Annotated in this window: 17 protein-coding genes and 1 pseudogene; 12 read left to right on the forward strand and 6 right to left on the reverse strand. The window is 40.9% G+C overall.

Features of this window, described 5'->3' with window-relative positions; genetic code table 11:
• Positions 1-97: 97 nt before the first annotated feature.
• Positions 98-265: a hypothetical protein gene (locus QZZ43_RS07970; protein WP_291857735.1), complete on the reverse strand. Its 168-nt coding sequence runs from the start codon at positions 263-265 to the stop codon at positions 98-100.
• Between the two features lie 296 nt (positions 266-561).
• Here QZZ43_RS07970 and QZZ43_RS07975 point away from each other — a divergent pair, with 296 nt between their 5' ends.
• The 7 genes and pseudogenes from QZZ43_RS07975 to QZZ43_RS08000 all read left to right on the forward strand — a co-directional run bounded on the left by QZZ43_RS07975 (position 562) and on the right by QZZ43_RS08000 (position 11640).
• On the forward strand, positions 562-1263 hold the full coding sequence (locus tag QZZ43_RS07975; protein WP_291857737.1) for an ABC transporter ATP-binding protein: 702 nt from the start codon (positions 562-564) through the stop codon (positions 1261-1263).
• Positions 1264-1632: 369 nt separating this feature from the next.
• A complete protein-coding gene (locus tag QZZ43_RS07980; RefSeq protein ID WP_291857739.1) occupies positions 1633-4023 on the forward strand; it encodes an ABC transporter permease in 2391 nt (796 codons plus the stop codon).
• A gap of 19 nt (positions 4024-4042) precedes the next feature.
• Positions 4043-6442 (forward strand): ABC transporter permease, encoded by a 2400-nt coding sequence (locus QZZ43_RS07985; protein WP_291857741.1) that lies wholly within the window; start codon positions 4043-4045, stop codon positions 6440-6442.
• A gap of 108 nt (positions 6443-6550) precedes the next feature.
• Positions 6551-8911, forward strand: a complete 2361-nt coding sequence (locus QZZ43_RS07990) for an ABC transporter permease (protein ID WP_291857743.1) — start codon at positions 6551-6553, stop codon at positions 8909-8911.
• Between the two features lie 356 nt (positions 8912-9267).
• A complete protein-coding gene (locus QZZ43_RS07995; RefSeq protein ID WP_291857745.1) occupies positions 9268-10188 on the forward strand; it encodes an ABC transporter permease in 921 nt (306 codons plus the stop codon).
• 15 nt (positions 10189-10203) lie between these two features.
• A pseudogene (locus QZZ43_RS19600) lies at positions 10204-10467 on the forward strand (ABC transporter permease); the annotation flags it as partial.
• A gap of 144 nt (positions 10468-10611) precedes the next feature.
• Positions 10612-11640 (forward strand): ABC transporter permease, encoded by a 1029-nt coding sequence (locus tag QZZ43_RS08000; protein WP_367221381.1) that lies wholly within the window; start codon positions 10612-10614, stop codon positions 11638-11640.
• Between the two features lie 158 nt (positions 11641-11798).
• On the opposite strand, the gene QZZ43_RS08005 is transcribed toward QZZ43_RS08000, so the two are convergent.
• The 5 genes from QZZ43_RS08005 to QZZ43_RS08025 form a co-directional block, all read right to left on the reverse strand.
• Positions 11799-13022 carry an ABC transporter permease gene (locus tag QZZ43_RS08005; protein ID WP_291857749.1) on the reverse strand — a complete coding sequence of 408 codons (1224 nt, stop codon included), beginning with the start codon at positions 13020-13022 and terminating at the stop codon, positions 11799-11801.
• 171 nt (positions 13023-13193) lie between these two features.
• A complete protein-coding gene (locus QZZ43_RS08010) occupies positions 13194-14375 on the reverse strand; it encodes an ABC transporter permease (protein ID WP_291857751.1) in 1182 nt (393 codons plus the stop codon).
• A 1-nt stretch (position 14376) separates the two neighbouring features.
• Entirely contained in the window at positions 14377-15363 is a 987-nt protein-coding gene (locus QZZ43_RS08015) for an efflux RND transporter periplasmic adaptor subunit (RefSeq protein WP_291857753.1), read from the reverse strand.
• Positions 15364-15487: 124 nt separating this feature from the next.
• On the reverse strand, positions 15488-17005 hold the full coding sequence (locus QZZ43_RS08020) for a TolC family protein (RefSeq protein WP_291857755.1): 1518 nt from the start codon (positions 17003-17005) through the stop codon (positions 15488-15490).
• Between the two features lie 6 nt (positions 17006-17011).
• Positions 17012-17593, reverse strand: coding sequence for a TetR/AcrR family transcriptional regulator (locus tag QZZ43_RS08025; protein ID WP_291857756.1), 582 nt, complete (start codon positions 17591-17593; stop codon positions 17012-17014).
• 244 nt (positions 17594-17837) lie between these two features.
• Here QZZ43_RS08025 and QZZ43_RS08030 point away from each other — a divergent pair, with 244 nt between their 5' ends.
• From QZZ43_RS08030 to QZZ43_RS08050, 5 genes are all read left to right on the forward strand, one after another.
• Complete coding sequence (locus QZZ43_RS08030; protein ID WP_291857757.1) at positions 17838-18557, forward strand: pentapeptide repeat-containing protein; 720 nt, start codon at positions 17838-17840, stop codon at positions 18555-18557.
• Between the two features lie 160 nt (positions 18558-18717).
• Positions 18718-20055: a glycoside hydrolase family 1 protein gene (locus tag QZZ43_RS08035; RefSeq protein ID WP_291857759.1), complete on the forward strand. Its 1338-nt coding sequence runs from the start codon at positions 18718-18720 to the stop codon at positions 20053-20055.
• Between the two features lie 339 nt (positions 20056-20394).
• Positions 20395-20652 carry a hypothetical protein gene (locus QZZ43_RS08040; protein ID WP_291857761.1) on the forward strand — a complete coding sequence of 86 codons (258 nt, stop codon included), beginning with the start codon at positions 20395-20397 and terminating at the stop codon, positions 20650-20652.
• A 574-nt stretch (positions 20653-21226) separates the two neighbouring features.
• Positions 21227-21928: a MotA/TolQ/ExbB proton channel family protein gene (locus QZZ43_RS08045; protein ID WP_291857762.1), complete on the forward strand. Its 702-nt coding sequence runs from the start codon at positions 21227-21229 to the stop codon at positions 21926-21928.
• A gap of 59 nt (positions 21929-21987) precedes the next feature.
• Positions 21988-22380, forward strand: a complete 393-nt coding sequence (locus QZZ43_RS08050) for a biopolymer transporter ExbD (protein ID WP_291857764.1) — start codon at positions 21988-21990, stop codon at positions 22378-22380.
• Position 22381: the final 1 nt, after the last annotated feature.

Here is a 22381-nt window from a genome sequence, read left to right on the forward strand (position 1 = left end):
CAAACTCAATTGCGTCGGCGCAAGCCATTTGAGTGCGGCGACTAGTTGGCGATGTGTTGGCGATTAAGGTTGCGGCTCAGACAATCTATGTAAATAGTTAAAAATAAAAGCTCGCGGGGATCTGTTTGGCCAAAATCGTTTTTCCCACCAGTCGTGGTCCGATAATGGAAACCACCGGAAAAAAGCCCAGCGAATCGTTAATGCCTGTAATAATCCTCCGCTCTGTCATCGCCAAATAATTTCCTGATTTATTTGAAATATTCATGGTAAAGTAAAATTCCTTACCGTCAACTTATTTTACAGCCACTGTAAAATTCTTTTACATCAAGCACTGGGCGTAAAACATCAAAGTGTTGATAAATAGAAACATATCTGCATTGGTATTGTGCTTGTAATAAATTAAAAGAGTAAATGCTGCTATCAATAATCCGTTAAGCTTTTGGAAAAAACACATGAATCAATGCTTTATATCTAAAAGATAATTTTTGTTAAAACATAGAATGTCAATATTATATGATTTGTCTAACATCAAATCTCTAAAAATCTAACCATCTATTGACTATGATTACACTAAAAAACCTTTTCAAGTACTACGACAACAAATTTCAGCGCACTTATGTGTCAAAGGACATTAACCTGACCATAAACGAAGGTGAATTTGTTACCGTTATGGGGCCCAGCGGGGCTGGAAAATCAACCCTTCTCAACATCATCGGTATGTTAGACGAGCCCAACGAAGGTGAATACTACTTCCTTGACCAACCAGCTCATGAGCTTAAAGAGAAGAAAAAAACCGAATTTCATCGGAATTATGTGGGTTTCATATTTCAGGCTTTTCACCTGATTGATGAAATGACCGTAGCCGAAAACATCGAAACTCCTCTGATTTACAAAGGTGTAAAAAGCAAGGAACGCCAATCCATGGTGGCCGATATGCTTGACCGCTTTAATATGGTGGCCAAAAAAGATTTGTTCCCTGCCCAACTCTCGGGTGGACAACAGCAGTTGGTAGGTATTGCACGTGCAATTGTGGGCAAGCCCAAACTTTTGCTGGCCGACGAACCTACCGGCAATCTGCATTCCGAACAAGGAAAAGAAATTATGAAACTGCTGCAAAAATTAAACGAAGAAGGCATCACCATTATTCAGGTAACGCACAATGAGGATTTTGCGGCTTATGGTAAGCGCATCGTGAGAATTGCTGACGGAAGAATTGAAAGTGATGAAATAGTATCAAGCCTAGCTCAACCTCAATTATCGTGAGCTGGGAAAGCTGGAAAACAGCGAAGAGGACGAGATCTGAATGAGAGGGCCTCCCCAACCCCTGCCGGGGAGGGGCTTTAGGTTTCTGCGGATATTTGAGGATGTATGGTTAATCAGAAATGAGCAGAGCGTAAAGCGTTGGAGGGTAGAAAAGTAGAATGGTAGGATGGTGAGAGGGTGGTTGGGTAAGAGCATCGGCCACAACCCCAACTGCGTCAGTGTAGGCCATTTGAGCGTGGCGACCGTTTGGCGTTTGTCAGTGCGGCGACTGGTTGGCGATTGAAGGAGTGGAATGGTTAAAAGGTGAAATAGCGATAAACTGCCATAGAGTTAGCTTTGATAAATGATATGGATTAAAAAATAAAAGCCATGATATTGCACAACTTAAAGCAAATCCTGAGAAATGCACGCAGAAACGGAGTGATGAGTTTCGCAAAGCTCTTTGGACTGAGCATTTCATTTTTTGTGGTTCTTTTTGTTGCCGGGTACGTTTACTACGAAACCAGTTTCGATAAAAGTATTCCCGACCATGAGTTGATTTTCCGATGCCTGATGGAGGGACGAATGAACGATCAGGATGTAAGTTTTGCAGTAACCAGCCCCGAAATGGCCCAAACCATAGTAGCAGATATTCCCGAGATTACTGAGGCTGTGAGGTTGTTAAACAGGGGAGAAACATCCATTACCCATAATGACGAAACCTTTAATGGAGGCCCTGTCTTTTGGACTGACCCTGAATTCTTCTCATTTTTTAGTGTCCCTATTATTACAGGGATCGACAATCCGCTGGCATCACAGAATGGCGTCGTCATAACCAGAAGCCTGGCAGAAAATATTTTTGGATCAGCCGATGATGCTTTAGGGAAAAGCATCAAACTGGGGGGCGATGATGCTATTGTTACAGGCGTATTTAGGGATTTGCCAAAGAATTTTCATTTGAGGATTAATCTTATCCAATCGTTACAGAAATCCAACCCCGGGAATGTTGGCTGGGGCTCACAAAATTATTATACATACTTTAAAACCAGTAAACCTGTTACCAATATTGAGGAGTTAAACTTTAAATTAACAAAAACGGTTTACACTTATTACGATAACCAGATAGATGGAGCAAAGGCCAAAACATTTAACGATTTAATGTATGATCCTAATCTTTATGTTTTTTTTCCTGCAGAGCGCTTAACAGATATTCATTTTAGCAATCATAAATTCGACCCGGCAGTTACATCAAACAAAACATATATCTACGGGGCTGTTGCGCTGGCATTTCTGGTTCTGCTGATCTCATCCATAAACTTTGTAAACCTGACAATAGCAAATGTATCCACGCGCCTAAGGGAGGTTGGAATTAAAAAGACATCAGGCGCTACAGTGTATGACCTTGCCCGGTTCTTTCTTTACGAAGCTCTTGTTTTTCTGCTGAGTGGATTTGCTTTAGCTTTAGTGATTTATGGTGTGATTAGGGAAAATCTGATTGCATTTCTGGGTTTTGATATTTCATTGACAAGCAAGGATTATCTGATTACCATAGGTGCTGTACTTGTTGGGTTGCTCATCTTAAATTTAGCATCAAGTATTCTTCCGGTTCTGAAAATTTCCCAAAAAAGAGCTTTATTTCTAATCAGAGATCAAAAACCTGTTAGACGGAGCTTCCCCGTAAAGAAACTTTTTGTTATAGCCCAATTCTTCCTTGCAGTATTAATTATCCTAAGTTCTTTTATTGTTCAGAAGCAGGTGAACTATATGGTCAACAAAGATCGGGGTTATGATTCCGATAATGTGATTACACTCAATATGTGGCCAATGAATCCTGAAACCAGAAGGTCTTTTATAGAACAATTGAAAACCTTTACTGCTATTGAATCGGTTGCAACGAGTGATGCCTATTTTGGTGAAGATCCAAGTATGAATGGTGCCTACTTTGGAGCGAGTGAGGATGGGAACTATTTTCATACTACTGTTCTGCCTGTTGACCATGAATTTATAAACACCTTCAAATTGGAAATGGTAGAGGGGCGTTTCTTCGAAAAGGACAGGCAAACGGATAAAAAAGCTGTTGTTCTTAATGAAACAGCCAGAGATCACTATTTGGGCGAAGGGTCGCTGATAGGCACAAGGGTAATTGTTGATGGAGACTATGATGTAATTGGGATCGTTAAGGACTTTAATTTCCGCTCATTACACCATCCCATTCAACCCCTGGTAATGACAAGTGTGGATAATTTCGGGATGGTTTACGTGAAGATCAGCGGCAATCGAATTGCAGAAGGATTAAGTATTATTACAGAGCAATGGGAAAAATCAGAAATTCCTATTCCATTTCATTACAGGTTTCACGATGAGGTTTTGTCAAGACATTATGTAAAAGATCAGCAGGCAAAAAAACTGCTTATGTTGCTAACCCTGATTGCCATTGCCATCGCTTGTGTTGGACTATATGCAATAAGTTTTTTCTCTATTGTTAAGCGTACCAAGGAGGTAGGTGTTCGTAAGGTGAACGGAGCTTCTATTGCCGAGATCCTTGCCCTGCTCAACAAAGACTTTGTAAAATGGGTCGCCATTGCCTTTGTCATAGCCACCCCTATTGCCTGGTACGCCATGAACGAGTGGCTTCAAAACTTCGCCTACAAAACCGAACTGAGCTGGTGGATATTTGCGCTGGCAGGGTTTCTGGCACTGGGTATCGCCTTGCTGACTGTGAGTTGGCAGAGCTGGAAAGCGGCGAGGAGGAATCCTGTGGAAGCACTCAGGTATGAATGATTTACTAATCCGTTATTTAATGACCAAAAATATAAGAATAGTATTTCGAAAAGTCAGGAACGATAAAACTTTATCGGTTCTTAAACTGGCAGGTTTAGTACTTGCATTTCTTGTTACCATTTTCTTGGTATGCAATATTACTTACCATAGGTCATTTGATCGTTTTCATGAAGGTTCTGAACGAATTTACAATGTTTATATTGATGAGACTTATAGAGGGACAAAGGATATTTACGGAGAATGCCCCCTGGCTGTTGGAACGTTTTTAAAAGATTTGTTTCCCGAAGTGGAAAATACAGTTAGAACAAAAAATAAATTAGATGTAAGCATTTCAGAAAATAATAAAACCACTTTTATAGAAAATGTTATTTGGACTGATCCTTCTTTTATCAATGTATTTGAGCTTGACTTAATTTCGGGAAGTAAAACTTCATTTTTAAAGCACTCGGTCGAAGTTTATATTGCTGAATCGCTTTCTAAAAAGATTTTTGGCGATTTAAATTCTGTTGGGAAAATCATAAAAATTAATGACCGGGATTTCACAATCGCTGGAATTTTTAAAGACTACCCACCAAATTCACATCAGAAATTCTCTGCATTGTTGCCACTAGAAAGTTATGTCCCTAACTACGATACTTACAGTTGGGAAAGCTATGAATTTCTAACGTATATAAAATTTGAAAAAGGAATAGACCAGGAAGATTTTGAAAACAAGGCCCAAAAAATCATTAACGATTATTGGGTGCCATGGCTCAAAACGCATTACAATTTGGATTTTGTTTTTGATGATGAGAATTCATTGGAACTTAAACTTATTCCAGTTTCCGACATTCATTTACAAGGTTCTTTTGTGTCAAGTTTTGAAAATGAAAGCAATATTTCAGTAATTTATATTAGTTTAATCATGGTTTTGGTGTTACTGCTCATTGCCTATTTTAACCTCATGGGATTTGCTTTTTCGAAGGGAAAGAAGCACCAATTTCAACTCAATATCAAACGGTGTCTGGGAGGGTCAAAAAATGATATTACCAGCGCATTTGTCATTGAAAATCTTGTTTATACCTTTTTCTCTTTTTTGATTGCTTCCGTGATTTCAGTTTTTGTATTTAATCTTGACCTTCAGATTCTATTGGACTTATCAAATATCGCCTTAACTAACTATATTTTCCCTTTTGCCGCCTTGTTATTTATAGCCAGCCTGATTGCCATTTTGTTTGGACTAATTTTAGGACTCTATTTTGGACGAATCTCAATGAAGACTGGCGTTATTAAATCAGTCGGTTACTCTACGTTTTGGTTAAACCGCGCCATGTTGATTACACAGATGGCTGCTTCAATCATATTGTTAATTTGTATAGCCGGAATCTACAAACAACTAAAATATATATCTGCTTTTGACCTTGGGATTGACACTGAAAACGTGGTTGTTATTAATCAGGCATACAAAATAAGGAATCATTACGATGCCTTTAAGAATGAACTTAGAAAATCTCCTTTAATAAAGGAAGTTGCTTGTTCAAATTCCTATCCTTTTAATGAAATGAATACTGGAAGTTATATTCCTGTTGATTCGCCTGACGATACCCCGTATCCTTTCCCTTATTTCCTAACCGACATAGGTTTTCAGGAAGTATTTAATTCCAAGATGGTTGAAGGTCGGTGGTTCTCCGAAGAAATTGCCAGTGATGAAAATGCTGTTATTCTGAACCAGGCTGCGGTTAAAAAAATGGGATTTCAGAATCCGATAGGGAAAGAATTTTATAATGATTTATCCAAAACTCAAAAGGTGAAAGTCATAGGTGTGGTTGAAGATTTTAACTTTCGCTCATTACATCATGAAATTGAACCGCTCTTATTTTCGCCTATTAAAAAAGGTGATTACTGGCGATATATCGAAATAAAAGGAACCGAATCAAATAGGAATATTCTGTTGAGTGAGATTAATACGGCATGGAGTAAAGTAGCTGAGAATGAATATATGAACTATTCGTTTCTTGACGACCGGGTGACTATGTTATATGAGAAGGAACGAAAAGCTAAAAGTTCAATTGGACTTTTCAGTCTGATTGCAGTCCTGATTTCTTGTTTTGGTTTATTGGGAACTGTGCTGAATATTTCTAATGAAAAGACCAAAGAAATCGGCATCCGAAAAGTTAACGGCGCTAAAATATGGGAGGTGATGGCCCTGCTCAACAAAGACTTTGTTAAATGGGTAGCAATTGCCTTTGTCATAGCCACACCCATTGCCTGGTACGCCATGAACAAATGGTTGCAAAACTTCGCCTACAAAACCGAATTGAGCTGGTGGATTTTTGCGCTGGCAGGGTTGCTGGCGTTGGGAATTGCGTTGCTGACGGTAAGCTGGCAAAGCTGGCGGGCGGCTAGGAGGAATCCTGTTGAAGCTCTGCGATATGAGTAAGTGGCATGGGGAAAAGAACACAGAGCAAAGAGCAGGGAGCAAAGGGTAGTAAGGGGAAATGGTATTAACTCATCAGTTCACCAGTTTATCTACTAAAAACCAAACAATATGATAAACCTAAAATTAGCCATCCGGCACTTGTTGAAAGATAAATTTTTTGTGACTGTCAACCTGGTTGGATTGACAATAGCCATGGCTGTGGCTTTGGTAATTTTTGCGTTTGTCAGGTATCACAACTCATTCGATCGGCATGTGGGCGGTTTTGACAGGACTTACCGAATTATCAGTCGAATTGACAATGGCACCTTCTGGGCTTCCACTTTTTCCGCGTTCGATAAAGCGCTGAAAGACCAACCCGAAATAGAGACTTACACAACTTTCTACAAAAATGATGAGCAGTTTGATTTGCTGGCTCGTGAGAAACAAGTAAGAATTACCGATCCGGTTTATGGAGACAGCCGGTTTCTTAAGTTTTTTAAGATAAATCTGAAATCAGGTGATGTATCTTCTATTGAAGAACCCAATACGGTTTTGTTGAGCGAGAGTACTTCAAGAAATTTATTTGGTGATGAAAATCCTGTTGGGAAAATGGTGCAGGTTAAATATAATGTACAGGAGGAGGCGCAAAACCGTAATTGTCGGGTGGGGGGTGTTTGGGAAGAGAATCAGGAAAATTCTCATCTGAAATATGATTTAATTTTTTCTAAGTTCGGGCATTATGAACAAACGTTGAATCAAATCGACAGGATGAAGGTTTATGGAGCGTATGTTTTTTTAACGCTTTATGATAATACTGATGTCGAAGCTTTAACTGGTAGGTTCAACTCATTGCTGAAACCTCTGATTGGTGATGCTCAAGGGCCGCCGCTGGAGGCATTTGAGTCCAGACTTCAGCCACTTCGGGAAGTTCATTTTTCTCCCGGAATGATTCGTGATATTTCTGTTGCAGTCAGGCAATCTCATTTGAATATTTTGCTGATTGTGGGCCTGCTTCTGTTTATGACTGCATTGTTCAATTTCCTGGTTATGGACGTCACAATCAGGGAATCTAATCAGAAACAATCCCGTATCATGCAAATTATGGGCAGTTCGCGTTCCCGGATCTGGTTGTATCACCTTTGGAGAGTAAAGATATTGGTCTTAATAGGGGCTTTTTTGGCAATAATGATTATTCTTTTCTCTTCAGGTTTGATAAGTGACTTTTTTGTTGGCTGGACGGTAGATTTTGGAAATGCCGCTTTTTGGGGACATGTTTTGGTTCTTTCAGTATTAGTGATTCTTGTTGCAGGAGTGAGTGATTTGAGAAATGTTTTTAAAAGAGAAAAAGCCCTTTCTACAGATGGAATGAAGAGTTTGTTTCCTTTATTGTTGTTTCAGTTTGCCATCGTGGCAGGATTGATTGCGTTTGGATTACTACTGAACAAACAAATTGACTTTATCCGGGATAAAGATCTGGGGTACAACCCCGAAAATGTTGCTATTATCCGTGTTTCGGGGCCCCGGAATGAAAAAATAAAGGTGTTGAAAGAAGAAGTGTTAAAAATACCGGGAGTTGAGCATGCAGCAACTGCTCAGCATTATCCGGGATTCCGCCTTCAGGATCTTAATCTGGAAACAGACAATCAGAACATCCCTTTTAAGTTTGCTATGGTGGGGCCTGATGTAATGAAAACTTTGGATATTAAAGTGAAAGATACATTCAATTCGAATAAAGATTTTTCGATTCTGATTAATGAATCATTTTACAACACCCTCAGACAGTCATATTCGCACGAGGATATTGTTTCGGGAAATTTCCCGGGAGCCGATAGTGATTCTCCGGAAAAGATTGATTTTTTTGTGAGTGGGGTGGTGGAAGATTTTCATTACAATTCGCTTTATTCCGAGGTTGGAAACTTCGCCTTTTTTGTGCAGGGCCTGACAGATACTTTTCATCGGTTCTTACTGGTCAAATATGATGACGGAAAGGAACAGCAGGTTATGGAGGGCATTGGCAAGGCTTTCGCTTCGATTTACCCCGGGCCGACTTTTGAACCCATTTTCCTTGATGAGCAGTTGAGGTTGCAATATGAGTCTGAAGAACGGTTGTTATCCGTAACTGGTTGGTTTGCCATATTAACGGTGCTTATTGCCGTTACCGGCCTTTTTGCTTATTCCGGTTACTCAGTCCGTCGCCGCACCAAAGAGATAGGTATCCGAAAAGTGAACGGAGCTTTGGTTTCTCAGGTGGTATGGTTGCTTAATAAAGGTTTGCTGAGATGGGTTGCGATTTCCTTTTTTTTGGCGGTGCCTTTTACATTGTGGGGAATGACTGAATGGTTGAAAAACTTTGCTTACCATACTTCTGTGAGTTGGTGGATATTTTTTCTAACAGGCCTGATTGTATTTGCAATAGCGGTTTTTACAGTCAGTTGGAACAGTTGGCGTGCAGCAATACGGAACCCTGTGGAGGCGTTGAGAGATGAGTGAGGGGGCACAGAGCACAGGGCATGGGGCAAGGATGGTAGAGGGGAAGGATGGTGAAAAAGTTAAATGGTGAAAGCGTTGGCCAAAAAACCTACTGCGTCAGCGAAGGCCATTTTGAGCGTGGCGACCCGTTGGCGTTTGGAGAGGGAGCATGGAGTTGAATGGTCAGAGGGTAGAAGGGCGGAATGGTTGGATGGAGCTTTTACGGTATTTCTGGAGACATTGAGCATTATCTGTCTTTGCAAATGCCTATCCCCTTAAGTGGTTGTCATTTTGAACGTAGTGAAGAAATCTGAACTCTTTAACTGGACACCAGTGTAAGGATATGATATTTTTTAATAATCTGAGAAAAAAATAAGATGATGTTTTTTAAAAATGTAAAGCTGGCTTTAAGGAGTTTGTTGAAAAACAAGACAGTAAGTATCCTTAATCTTACAGGGCTCACAATCGGGGTTACTGTTAGTTTGCTCATTCTCATGTTTGTTATGAAAGAGCGGAGTACCGATAAATTTATCCCTCAGGTAGAGAATGTTTTTTGTCTCACCAATAATAGCAGCACTTATCTGTCACAATATATGGTGAATCTGGTTAAAGAGGAAGTTCCTGAAGTTGATAAGGTTACTTATTGTACGGTTGACTGGTCTTCTCAGGTCTTTCTGGAAAAAGAAAATCAAAGTTTTAAAGTGGAGAAAATGTTGACCGCAGATTCATGTTTTTTTCGCGTCTTTCAGTTTGAACCTGTATGGGGAGTCCCGGGCGAAGCCTTAAATACCACCAACAAAGTGGTTATTACCCGCTCGCTGGCAGAAAAGATATTCGGAAAAGAAAACCCCGTTGGCAAAACCGTGACCTACAATGCTACTTACCTCCAAAATGAGGAATTGGAAGTAAGCGCTGTAATTGAAGACTTTCCGCAGAATTCTTCCTGGGATTTTGATGCCGTCCTTTCATTTCAGACCAACTATAAACTGGATTGGTACGTCGATAACATGCAGGATTGGGGAACTCAGAACTATAAAGCATTTGTCCGGGTTAACAACAATGCCTCTGCAGAATATGTGAACAATAAGCTTGAGAATATTTCGCTGGACAAAGTTCCTGATGACTTTAAGAAAGAGATCGATTTCAGTCTGTTTCCCTTCAGTCAGGTTTATTTTTATTTGCATGAGCTTGCCTTGTTGAAACATGGAGACCCCCTAACCCTCTCAATAATTGGAATAGTCGGTCTGCTTATCCTTCTTCTGGCATGTGTTAACTACATAAATATGGTGACGGCCTAAAGAGAAAAGAGGTATAAAAATGTAGGTATTCTAAAAACGATGGGGAGTAGCCGCAGAAGAATCATTCAACAGGTTACCATTGAATCCGGTTTGCTTCTGGTCTTTTCAGTGATGCTATCCATTGTTTTGGTGCTTGCCTCGTTGGATTGGATTAATAATCTGACCAATTCGGGGTTTACAAAGGCTAGCCTGCTCAAACCTGAATATTTGGTGCTTCCCATGGTAATGCTTGGCCTCATGATGGTACTGACAGGCATTATTCCAGGTTATTTTTTTAGTAAATTATCGCCAACCTTACTGCTGAGAAAACAGGTTTCCGGCAAAAGAAGCAACATGTTCAGGAACGGCTTACTGGTCTTTCAGTTTTCTGTTTCTATTGCATTAATTGCTGCCATTTTGCTGATAAACCGGCAAAATAGTTACATGCAGGGACAGGATGCAGGGTTTGACAGGGAAAACATAGTTTATTTTAGCATCAACGATGATATTTATGAGAATATTGATGCTTTGAAAAACGAACTCAATTCTATTCCTGAAATTGTTGACTATACCTTCTCTGAAAATGTGCTTGTGAATAATGATCAAAACTGGGGACGGGAATTTATAAATAAGGGAGATAAGTATGACATTTCTTTTTCGAAGTTGGCGGTGACACCAAACTTTTTCGATTTCTTTGGGATTGAATTGACTGAAGGCTCTGGTTTTGACGATTATTCGAAAGAGAAGTCGGATCTTATCTTGAATGAGACTGTACGAAAAGAATATAATATTCAAAATCTTGAAGATGCCAGGATGATTACTTCAGCGCCCGGAGATGGGAGAATTGTAGGAGTTGCAAAGGATATTAATTTTGAATCTCTGCATGTCCCTGTACGATCTGCAATTTATATGTGTTCGGGCGAATGCGATGAGGTGCTTTATTTGAAAATTAATGCCGGCAATTTCTCCAGATTTAGCAAGACTCTCAATAAGGTGGAACAAACCTGGAATCAACTTTCACCCAATTTCCCCATGGAATATCACTTTCTTGATCAATCCTGGGAAGCATTGTACGCTAAAGACTTCCAGTTTCAGAAAATCCTGTTTTATACCACGTTTATTTCTATACTTCTTTCATGCTTTGGACTTATCGGGTTGACCTATTTTGTGATGGAACGTCGCACCAAAGAAATAGGGGTTCGCAAAGTAAATGGTGCTAATGAAATAGAAATTCTGACTTTGCTCAATAAAGACTTTCTGAAATGGGTAGCCATTGCTTTTGTAATCGCTACCCCCATTGCCTGGTACGCTATGCACAAATGGCTGCAAAACTTTGCGTACAAAACCGAACTGAGCTGGTGGATATTTGCCCTGGCAGGTGTCTTGGCTTTGGCAATTGCATTGGCCACTGTTAGTTTTCAAAGCTGGCAGGCGGCGACTCGTAATCCTGTGGAGGCGCTGAGGGATGAGTGAGAGTGAGAGTGCAGAGGGCACAGAGCAAAGGGCATGGGGTAAGGATGGCGAAAAGGTTAAAGCGTTGGCCAAAAACCAGACGGTGTCACCCCAGGCCTATTTGAGCGTGGAGACCGGTTGGCGTTTGGAGGGGGAAAACCCGATTGCGCCAGGGTAGCCTACTTGAGGGTGGTGACCGTGACCCTTTGGCGTTTGAAAGAGGTTTTGACTCTTGCAAAGAAGTAGATGATAGTCAAAGCCAGATAGATTGCTGCCTGTGCATACAAATATAACACCTCGTTTTTTACCATTGACAAGTCGTTTCCCATGGTCCTTAATTTTAAGTATGCCGGAATGGCTGTGGTGGAGGGAAATATCTTTGATAATCCCACCAGCCAGTCAGGTATGGCAGATACAGGCCAGGAAATGTCACTTAAAAAGAGGGCAATGGGCGACAGAAACAGCATAAATACAATGGACGATTCGCGATGTTTGAACAGGGTAGATAGTCCGATTCCCATAAATATTACTGCAAGCAGGAATGGGAAAAGTAACATTAATATTTCTGTTATATTCGATTTGTCGGGAAAATTGAACCAGTCGTGAACCAGTACAACTGCCACTCCAATGTTTAGCAGCGAAATTAAAAGATAAGCCCCGGTTTTGCCGAAGATCAGTGGTATTAATTCTTTTCTGCGTTTGTCAGGGGGCAGTACAAATGGAGATTTTTTCGATTCGGAGAAAGAACCTCCCATAATTCCGATACCAATCAGAAGAGTCTGTTGAATAATGAGGAGTATTAATCCGGGCATAATAAAACTGCCGTATGATGAGGCGGGGTTGTAAAGAATATGTGTTTGTGCATCAAGAGGATTGCTGGAAATAGCAGCCTGCTCAAGTGATTTGCCTTCTGTGAGGTAGCGTTTTACCGAAATGCCGCCAGAGAAGTAGGCATTTACATATGAGGCTGCCATAAACTGGGTTTTGTATTTCAGGAAATAGCTACCATCGGCATAGACTGCTACATTGGTCTGTTTTTCATTTAATATGTCCTCCTGGAAGTCCCTCGGAATCAGGATAACCCCGGTAATTTTGTTTGACATGAACAGTTGCTCAGCTTCTTTGAGGTTTTGTGGTTCCATGGTTACTTCTACCTCCCGCGTGGCATCGAGCATTGCCATATACTTGCGGCTCAAAGCACTTTGATCCAGATCAACCACTCCAACAGGCAAATCGGTCAGAATTTCATTGGAATACCCGATGGAATAAATGATAGGATAGATAATCATTGCCCCGATAAGAATTAATATCGCTCCACTGTCAGAGAAGATGGCTTTTAATTCTTGTAGCAAATGTCTTGCTGTCAGTTCTATGTTGTTGATTTTGTTCTTTGTTGCTTGCATTATCTTAAATATTTAGTGTCAGCAAGAAAACTCATGCTTTTTACGCGTGCTTGATAAGAAGGCGGCAAGTGCATGGCATGCGATGGCTGAAAAACAGGAGTTTACTTTCCGTAAATGACTGTTTTTAAGACAAGTATGGCGCAGCAATTGTCGTTTTCCTGCAAGCACTATTTACTGTTTACCCCAGCACCGTTTATCTTTTAAACAGCGTTTGTATAGCGGTAAAAAGGCAATGGATACGGCCATGAAAATCAGGATGTAGCAGAGGTATGGCAAGGCCTCTCTTACAGGCGCTCCGCGAAACGACTGGGAGATCATGATTTTTTCCCACCAGGTAAATGGAAATAATACGGTTAAAAAGCGGGCGGGGAGGGGCATTCCTTCAGTGGGGAAGGTTAAACCGGAGAAGGTAATACCCATCATTATATAGGCCCCTCCAAGCGACAAAGACAATCGCAGGTTACGGGTAATGGCTACCAGCATCACACCCATCATTTGATAGGTTAAAACAGTGATGAGCTGACTAATAAAAATGAAAGTATAACTTCCATTTAGTGGCAAACCTTCAATCACATATAAAAGATAATTTATAACCATGGCACATCCCCAGAATATGAGGGTGTATGGAAGCATCTTCCCAAGCACTGCAAGACGAATACTGTTGTTACCCGCCTCCAGTAAGGCCGGTCCGGTACCTAGCTTTAGTTCATTTCCAAAAGTGTATATCGACGAAAGGAATGTGAATAAGTACAGCATTACAAACAGCAAGGCAGAGTTGAGAAAGTAATTGTAATTCGTATAAGGGTTAAAAAGCACATGCTTACTGATGCTGACCGGCATAACCCGAGCCATGGCTTGTTCCCTGTTTTTCCCTGATAACATGAGTTTTTTTAGCTGTATGCCGCCCGAAACAGTCTTTAGAGTGGTAAGAACCGAACTTTGAATGATTCCTGCCTTTAGCACATTGGTGCCGTTGATGTAAACAGGTACAGAAGCTTCAACTCCTTGAAATACGGATTTCTCCAGATCGTTTGGAAGTAAGACGATGGCATCAACCGATGCTTGTTGCAAAAGTTTGCGGGCCTGAAAAATGTCAACAGGTTTTTGGGTCACTGCCACATCAGGTGCAGCATTTAGAGCATTGCTTATTTTTACTGAAAGAACAGAGTTGTCATTATCTACCACTGCGATGGAGAAATCACGGGCAGTGCCCTGCCTGAAAATAAAAAACAGCAAAAAGATGCCAATTATCGGCCCGCCGAACAGCAAAAAACGGTAGGCATGATTCTGTTTGATTCGTGCGATTTCCCTCAGTAAGACGGTAATTACAGGATGCTTTTTATGTTCGTCCATTCTATTCAAATTCAGAAAGATTAACAACCGCTGTCATGCCGGGTCTCAGATCTTCAATTTTGGAAACAGGCCGTGCCTCTATTTCAAACGATTTCAGGTCAAACTCTCCTGAGGTCTTTGTGGCATTCCAGCGGGCAAAACTTCCGGAAGGACTTATGTAGGTGACTTTGAATTCACGGTTTTTACCATCCAGGGCCGGTAGTACTGCCTTAAATGTGGTACCCATTTTAAAGTGGCTCATATAATCTTCGCGAATATAGAAGGTAACCCAGATGTCTTCAAGGTCCAGCAGCGTCGCCACCGGAAAGCCGGTTGAAACCAATTCACCTTCTTCCACATTGACACCCGAGACTTCCCCATTGGCAATGGAGTAAATGGTGGTTTCGTCGAGGTAGGCCCTGACCTGGTCAATGGCCGCATCAGCCCGTTGCACAAGTGCTTCGGCAGTAACTTTGTCTTCTTCTCTGGTTCCCTTTTCTGCCTTCTGCCATACTAGTTTGGCGGCTTTGGCCGTTTCTCGGGCCGCTTTCATTTTTGTCTCGGTTTCGTCGCGTTGTTGTTCAGGCACCACACCTTCCTGAAATAAGTTGCTGATTCGCTCAAAGGTTTTTTCCGCAAACCGGGCAGCAGCCTCTGCTTTAACATATTGGCTGTAGGCAGCAGCAATGTCTTCTTCGCGAGCTCCGTTTTTTGCCTTTTTGTTTTGAGCACCGGCAGCCATTCTTGCTGCATTTGCTTCGGCAAGTTTAGCGTCAATTTCCGGACTGCTGATTGAAAAAATTAGATCTCCCTTTTTCACTTGCTCTCCTTTTTTTACGGCCACATTGCTTACCCTTCCGGGGACTTTCGATGCAATATTGAATTGTTTGGCTTCTATCTCTCCCTGCAGAATTACCGGTTCGGGTTTCATTATTGTTATGAAAGTATAAACGATAAAAGCAACAATTGCTGTCATTATGGTTATTGTGCTTAATGTTTTTTTATTCATCGTGTTAATATTTTTTATTTTACAGGATTGTTAATAATTGATTCAATGCTCCCATTTCACCATTTGCCTGGGTTGATGGCAATCTGATTTTCGGTGCGGATGCCAAGCCCGAAATTCAGATGTATTACAGCGACTCAAAGATGGTGTTGTCACCATAACTGTAATTCAGAAATTCCTCAGGTGTTCCGGTACTCTGAAAAAATTGCGCCAGGGCCACATCGTAGTCGTACATCACTTTTATTCGTTTGACTTTTACCTGCATGACTTTGGTATGTGCCTCCACCACCGAAGTGGAGGTGGCAAGGCCTTCCCTGAAAGCTTTTTCGGTGCTGGCACTGTATTCACTGGCGAGTTCCAGGGTCGTTTCCAGCTCTGTTTTTTGTTCCATTTGCATTTGCAACTCATGATAGAGTTTAGTGAGGTAGGCTGTGAGGTCTTTTTTAGCTTTTTGTTCCGCATATTCCACCTGATGATGAATGGTGGCACTGGCCCGAATATTGTTTTTTCTGGTCATTCCCTCGAACAGCGTCCACTTCAGGCCCACACCAACCAGCCAGTCAGGCGTATAGTATGAAAGATTTTTATCAGCAAGATGGTAATTACCCATGGCTGCAACTGTTGGTAAATAGGCATTTTTTTCGATCTGGTGTTTTATATCCACAAGCTCCATTTTGCCTTGAATCTGTTTTAATTGAGGGTTGGAACTTTTAGCCGTCTCAATCCATCTGGCTATGTCTTCGATGTTTTTGTTGATAAACAGCCGGCTTACAGGAGTTACCCTTTGAAGTGAATCCTCCGCCAGTGTAGCCGCTAATCCCGACCGGATGATTTCAATATTACGCTCTGCTTCTTTTAGTTCCCGCTCTGCTTCATTTTTTGCCACTTTAGCATGGAGTAGTTCAACTTTCGCAATCATACCATTCTTGAAAAGTTTCGTTGCATCATGGTAATGGTGATCGATGTTCTCAACCATTTTTTGGCGCAATTTTACTATCTCCTGACCCAGAACCAGACCATAGTAGCGCGATACCAACTCAGTTAAAAGAATCCCTTCTGTTTGTCGAAGTTCTTCTTTACTGATGTCCCTGTTGACATTAGCTGCCTGGTTGGCACCACTGATTTTGCCTCCTGCGTAAATGGGCCAGACAAATCCTGCGGATACTGTTGCAAAATTCTTTTCCTGTATCATTTTATCCCATTCAGCCGATTTAATTTCTTCTTCTGCCGCAAGCAATTGCTGACGAACGGCTGCTGTACTCTGGGCATCGGGCAGGGTTGGTACCTGCTGGTTGGTTGTGGGATCCGGATTGGGCACACCGTTAAAGACACCAAAATTCCCGAGTGTGTTGTAAAGCGGGGTGATGGCATCCCTGACGGGAGTCAGATCCAGATGCAACGGATCAGACATGGATACAGCCTGTGCATTGAGTGAAACGGTGGGATACCTTAATCCACGGCGTGATTTTATTTCATACGATCTTTGTTTTACTTCTTCTCTCTTGCGCTGAAGTGCGGGGTTGTTTTCCGACATCATTTGCAGAGCGTCTTCAATAGTCAGCAAATGCGGTGACTGAGAATTGCCCATTGACGGGAATAGCAGGAATATGCATAGAAGTCCTGATAAAATTCTTTCTAAATCCATTTGATCTTATTTTAGAAACTTGTTTATGAGGTAAAAAAGATGCTTTTCGTCCGATTCGGAAATGATTACCTCTTTCTGACTCTTTTTAAATCTTTGATTGATAAACTGAAGACTGTTGATGAATAGAATGAGGTAAAGATCATCCTCGGTGATCCGGGGGTCCAGGCTATTGGATTTTTGACCTCGCTCTTTTAGTCTATTTATGACCTGAAAATTATTCTCACGGATGTTGGGATCAATTACAAAACTGTAATCATTCGTCAGAACATACAGAAACTTTACCTTAATGGGCTCTGTGTTTGCCAAATTTACAAATCTGTGAATGATGGTCTCTATGCTTTCAATAAACGGGGCGTGGTCGGGCTCCAGTTCTTCAAAAAGGATGATGAATTCCTGGTAAACTTCCTGGAAGATGGTGTTAACCATTTCATACTTGCCTTTATAATGCATGTAGAAATATCCTGTGGCCACTCCTGCGTCTTTCGATATCAGGGCTGCTGATGCACCTCCGAATCCATGCTGAACAACCAGCTTCATCGTTGATTGCTTCAGTCGTTCGATTTTGTTTTGATCTGTAATTCGTGCCATTTCGCTATAATGAATGAATGTTCATTTATTAATCGCGAAGTAAGCAATTGTTTTTTAATTCTGCTATGTTATAGATGATGTTTTAACACATATTTGGTAATTTTAACCTCAGATGTTGTGGCCAGATGGTTTTCCATAAGGAAGAGGAAAGACAAACAGGATTGGCAGACTGCAGAGTGTAACAAATATAAGGTCTTAGACGTCATATTATTTCTGAACATCAACTTAATTAAACATTTTACACATGAAGACACTGATTTTTGTTTTGGGAATGTTCTTAGCGTTAAATATTTATGCGCAGGAAACTATGGATGCAAAAGAGATTATTGAGATGATCAACAGAGGTGAAGCCGTAAATCTCAATGGAGTGAAAATTGTAGGAGAATTGGATTTAACAGATCTGGAAAACCGGATACAAGAGCGGGGAAACAAGGATTCCTATTTTAGTCAGGTTGACGTGGAACTGATTTTCTTTAATTGTGATTTTACAGATGATGTATTGGCTTTTTATTGTGAAGAGTATTCAGATAAATGTTTCAGGGCCAATTTTAAAGAATCTGTGACTTTTATTGATTGCACTTTCAGTGGAGAGACTTCATTTAAGTATTCGAATTTTTCGGGTGGAGCAGTGTTTAATAAAAACATCTTTACTCAAGAAGCCAACTTTAAATATTCTAAATTCCAAGGTGAAGTAACCTTTCAGGGTTGTAGCTTTCGCGATGAAGCCAACTTCAAATATGCTGATTTTTCGGGTTATGTAAATTTTTATGAAGTTGATTTTATGAAGGAGGCAGATTTCAAGTATACAAAATTTTCAAACGGAGCCATGTTTAGTGATGCACATTTTCATGAAGAGGTGGACTTTAAATATACGGAATATGAGGAAGATGTAGTTTTTGAAGGTGCGCAATTTGATGGAGAGGTGGATCAAAAGTATTCTAATATTCTTCGAAATCTTCGTTGAACAGTAATTAAAAAAAACTGGTTTAATCAGATTTACAGGGCTGACCGTATCGACCTAGAATATTGTGCTGATGCGGTCTGATAGCGTTGTAGACATTTAACATTTAATTAACTGTCATCTTATAATTACCGCTTAGTTTTGTCTTCTTTAATAAGCCGGTATGTTTAGGAAGGGGGATTTCGGAAAAGATTTTAAATGGGGAATTACCATCAGTGCTTTTCAAAATGAGGGTGCTGCTAATGAAGATGGCAAATCGGCCAGTATCTGGGATTCCTTTACTTCAGATATTTTCAATATCAATGATGGAAATGCGCCGGGTGAGACATCCGGGTTCTATCATAATTACAAGGACGACATAAAACTTACACGTGACCTCGGTTTTGGTGTTTTTCGCTTTTCGCTCTCGTGGCCACGAATTATCCCCGACGGCAAAGGAAGATCCAATCAGAAGGGCATTGCTTTTTACAATCGTGTAATTGATTCTTGTCTTGAGGAGGGTTTGGAGCCATGGGTAACCATATATCATTGGGATCTGCCCCAGTGTCTGGAAGAAGAAGGGGGTTGGACCAACCGCGGGATTCTTCAGTGGTTTTCCAATTATGTGGAGATCGTGACAAAAGCTTTTGGTGACCGCGTGAAACATTGGATTGTAATGAACGAACCCATGACTTTTGTTGGGCTGGGTTATTTCACCGGTTATCATGCTCCTGGTCGCAACGGGATTGGTAATTTCCTGAAAGCTGCCCATCATGCCACTTTGTGCATGGCAGAAGGAGGGCGGATTGTAAAAAAGAATGTGAAGAATTCGGAAGTGGGTGTGGCGTTATCCTGTTCTTACGTAAAACCGGCCAATAAATTGTTTTTTAGCCGTGGGGCTGCCACGCGGGTGGAGGGATTGTTAAATCGATTTTTTATCGAACCGTTGCTTGGACTTGGTTATCCCACAGATATTATGCCCGCACTGAATATTATTAAAAGTTATTTTCTTCCGGGCGACAAGGAACGGTTGGCTTTTGATTTTGATTTTATCGGATTGCAGTATTATTTTCGTGTAGTTGCAAAATTCAGCCTTTTTCCACCGGTTCTTTTTGCCACAGAAGTTCCACCCTGGCAGCGAAAAACGAACTTAAACAGTATGGGATTAGACGTTTATCCTAAAGGGGTGTCTGCGTTACTTGATTTTTTTGCACACTACCAGGGCATTCGAAAAATTTTTCTCACTGAGAGTGGTGTTTGCTATCCTGATTTTTTACGTGGAGACAAGATAAATGATGCCCGCCGGAAAAAGTACCATCAGAAGGTGTTAAAGCAGGTTAGGAAGGCCATTAAAAGAGATATTCCGGTTGCTGGTTATTTTGTCTGGACACTGGTGGATAATTTCGAATGGCGCGAAGGTTTTCAACCGAGATTTGGTCTGGTTTATAATGATTTCAAAACGCAAAAGCGATCTGTAAAGTCTTCGGGGCGATGGTTTAAGGATTTTTTACGAGGAGATTGACCAGGATAGTGAGGACTTTTATTCGGGTGAAAACCCTCGGAACTTATTCAGTTTGCTTCTTTTTGGTCACCCCTTTTCTGAATAAATACGTTAACCAAAAGCCAATGATTTTGAAACAATACTCACTTTTCTAAGCGCGTGAGACTCTAACAGAGATTGTTTTTTGATAAAAAAACCTTGTTTAGAGCCTCACCTGTCAAGATTGGCCTCAAACAAGACTTGCCTCAGCTTGAATATATTTACTTTGGACAGGTTTGATTTTGAAAGAATTGTAGCTTCTAGGGCTTTGACTTTTTAATCGGGGTTTGTTATTTTTATATAACCTAAAAAACACTTGTTATGTCAAAAGTCAATGAACACATTATCGGAATTCTTGTGGAAGACCGCTTCGACGAAGCTCAACAGGTTCAGGAGATTTTAACCCGTTACGGGTGCTCAATTAAGACCCGATTGGGGCTCCACAATGTCAATGGGAACCATTGTTCGCAAGCGGGTGTCATCATTCTGCAACTGATACCTGATGATGAGAAAGGAGAGCTTTTAGTTATGGCAATGAAGAAACTGGAAGGTGTGCAGGTAAAGGAAATGCTGTTTTAGTTTCAAAAAATAAACTATTTTATTTTTTGAAAAAGATTGCTTCGCTTTGCTTGCAATGACTCTGTTCAATAGGTTTTATGCAGGGTTGTTGGTGGTTGATTTTCGGTTCTGCCGAAAATCAATTCCCTACACCCCTCAAATTCCTGCAAAGGTCCGTTCATTGCGAATCCCGACAATTCTTGAAAGCAATCTTTTTTCTTTAATCGGTTACTAATGATTTCTTTTCAAAAGTTCAACTGTATAAAAACTGGACTTAGCCTTACTTAAGCATTGGCAAGCAAATGGCTTTGGTTGCCAATGCTTTGGATTTTTTTTAGGTCATTTTGTGGCTGGCTTCAAATATATGCGTCCCATCTTCGTTTCATCTGTATAAAATTCATTTATGTAAAAGGTTCACGATGTTTCGGTAGAACCTGCAAAATTGATTTTATCCATTTTTGATGACATTTTCTTTCATGGTCGTTTCAAGAATAGAAGTAGTGAATAGTTCATGTTAGTTTTTTTGTGTTGGCAAAAAATCACTAATTTGGCCTGCAATTAAGTAGTGAATAGAATAATCAAGTAATATTAGGATATGAACATTTTCATGATGATGCAGGCGGCAGGCGATGCTGTTGCTGAAGGGGCAGAACTTGCCGAAGGTGAAGAAAAAGTAACCATCGATCTTATCGAGTTGGTAATGCAGGGCGGTTGGATTATGATTCCGCTTTTTCTGCTATCTTTCGTTGCCATTTATATTTTTATTGAGCGCTACCTCGCCATTAAGCGTGCGTCGCGTGAGGATAAGAGTTTTATGAACCGTATCAAGGATTATATTCATGAAGGGAAGATTGATTCGGCTCTTGCATTGTGCGAGGCCAATGACAATCCTGTTTCCAGAATGATAGCCAAAGGTATTACCCGAATTGGACGTCCGCTTAATGATGTGAATACGGCCATTGAAAATGTGGGTAACATGGAGGTGAGCCGCATGGAGAAAGGATTGCCCGTTTTAGCTACCGTGGCGGGAGGCGCCCCTATGATTGGTTTTACCGGTACGGTTATTGGTATGATTAAATCGTTCTGGGAGATGTCCAACGCAGGAAGTAATATCGAAGTAGATATGCTGGCCGGCGGTATTTACACTGCTCTGGTAACCACCGTTACGGGGTTGATTGTAGGTATTATCGCTTATTTTGCCTACAACTGGCTGGTGGCCAGGGTGGAAAATGTGATTTTTAAGATGGAATCGCGCACCATGGAGTTCATGGATCTGCTCAATGAACCTGTACGGTAGTGATGGAATGGAACGGGCCTCAAATGGCCATTAATGATTAATGGAAGAAAACAAACACCATGGCTTTAAAGTCGAGAAGTAAAATAAATGCAACATTCAGCATGTCGTCAATGACCGATGTGGTGTTTTTGTTGTTGATTTTCTTTATGATTACCTCCACGCTGGTGCATCCTACGGCATTAAAATTGTTGTTGCCTCAGAGTCAAAACCAGACTGCTGCGAAGCCACTGACAACGGTATCAATTACCCGTGACTTAAAATTCTTTGTGGAAGAGCGACAGGTTAGTTTTAATCAGATTGAACCGCTGCTGAGGGAAAAAGTAGGACAGAACCCCGAGACTTACATCTCGTTGCATGTGGATGAGAATGTACCTATGAGAGAGGTTGTAAGGGTGATGAACATTGCCAAAAGGAATAAATATAAACTGATTCTTGCGACACGGGCGAAATAAA

The sequence above is a fragment of the Marinilabilia sp. genome (genome assembly GCF_016278715.1).
GTDB lineage: Bacteria > Bacteroidota > Bacteroidia > Bacteroidales > Marinilabiliaceae > Marinilabilia.